The following is a 1,330-nucleotide window of genomic DNA, read 5'->3' as shown; positions in this document are numbered from 1 at the left end:
TGAGGTCCCCCCGCTTTCGCGGAGCGGTGGTTACCTGGCGCCGGTTGGCTCAGGCTGAACGATAGCTGGCTGTGGTTGGTCACTCTGCCCGGTGAGCCAGGCGGTCTCGTACTCGTCGGGGCTGAGGTAGCCGAGCTCCTTCTGGATGCGGCGGGAGTTGTACCAGCCGTCGATGTAGGTGAAGATCGCGTTCTCGGCTTCGTCGCGGGTGCGCCACGAGTTCCGGTACACGAGTTCGATCTTCAGGGTGGACCAGAAGTTCTCCATCAGGGCGTTGTCATACGAGTCGCCGACCGAGCCCATCGAGGGAAGGATTCCGTTGTCCGCCAAGCGTTCCGCGAACTTGATCGAGGTGTAGTTCGAGCCTCTGTCGCTGTGGTGGATCAACTGCTGGTCGCGGACGTCGCGGGACCAGATGCCGTACTCCAGGGCGCCGAGGATGAGGTCGGTGTTGCAGCGGTCGCCGGCCTTCCAGCCGACGATCCGGTTGGAAAACGCATCCCGCACGGCGGCGACCCAGAACACCCCTTCGCCGGTCGGAATGCGAGTGGCGTCGGCGACCCACAACCGGTCCGGGGCGGCCGCGGTGAACTGCCGGTTGACCAGATCCGGCGCCGGCGTGGCGTCCGGGTCCTGCCGGGTTGAGCCCCCGCGCCAGCCACGACGCAGGAATGCCCCCTGCCAGCCCTGGGAGGCCATCAGCCGCTCGACGCGCTTGCGGCCCACGCGGATGCCCTCACGGCGCAGCTGCTGATGAACTCGGTCCGCACCGTAGGTGAGGCCGGATGCCTCCCAGACCTCGTAGATGTTGCTCAACAGGCCTCGGTCGACCAGGTCCCGGTCGCACGGTTGCTCGACCTGGCGCAACCAGCCGTAGTAGGTCGAGGCGGTGATGGTCAGGACCCGTAGCAGGAGCGCGACCGCGTACTGGTCACGGTGTTCGTCGATGAACCTCATGACCGTCGCCGGGTCGGGTCGAGCTCCGCTGCGAAATACGCGCTCGCCGCCTTCAAGATCTCGTTGGCCCGGCGCAACTCGGCGACTTCCTTGCGCAGCCGGCGGTTCTCCTCGGCCATCTCGGTCGTCGGCCGGTCCTCGCGCTCACCGCGGTCTGCCTCGTCCTGGCGGATCCAGTTACGCAACGCCTCGTGATGCACGCCCAACTGCTCGGCCAGCCGACGGATCACCGGCTTCGGGTCCGACTCGCGATACAGCCGCACCGCGCGGGCGCGCAGCTCATCGGGGTACTTCTTCGGTGCTGCCACGAAAGACTCCTCCCCATGGCCATCAGACCATGATCAGAAGACTCCGTGAAACCGGGGGGAACTCA

Annotated in this window: 2 protein-coding genes; both read right to left on the bottom strand. The window is 66.5% G+C overall.

Annotated elements, in window-relative coordinates; translation table 11 throughout:
* Positions 1 to 30 precede the first annotated feature (30 nt).
* Complete coding sequence (locus tag ACLQ2U_RS32155; RefSeq protein ID WP_425754638.1) at positions 31 to 957, bottom strand: IS3 family transposase; 927 nt, start codon at positions 955 to 957, stop codon at positions 31 to 33.
* Positions 954 to 1,265 (bottom strand): transposase, encoded by a 312-nt coding sequence (locus tag ACLQ2U_RS32150; protein WP_425754637.1) that lies wholly within the window; start codon positions 1,263 to 1,265, stop codon positions 954 to 956. The genes ACLQ2U_RS32155 and ACLQ2U_RS32150 overlap by 4 nt, the downstream gene beginning before the upstream one ends.
* Between the last annotated feature and the right edge of the window lie 65 nt (positions 1,266 to 1,330).

The organism is Micromonospora sp. DT47 (assembly GCF_049844475.1).
In the GTDB taxonomy this organism is placed as follows: domain Bacteria; phylum Actinomycetota; class Actinomycetes; order Mycobacteriales; family Micromonosporaceae; genus Micromonospora.
Note: the sequence above shows the minus strand (reverse complement) of the source record. Positions and strands in the feature narration are given on the sequence as shown.

What these genes read in the sequence shown, in the direction of transcription:
- ACLQ2U_RS32155 (WP_425754638.1), bottom strand. Translation starts at nt 957, where the DNA reads ATGAGGTTCATCGACGAACACCGTGACCAGTACGCGGTCGCGCTCCTG.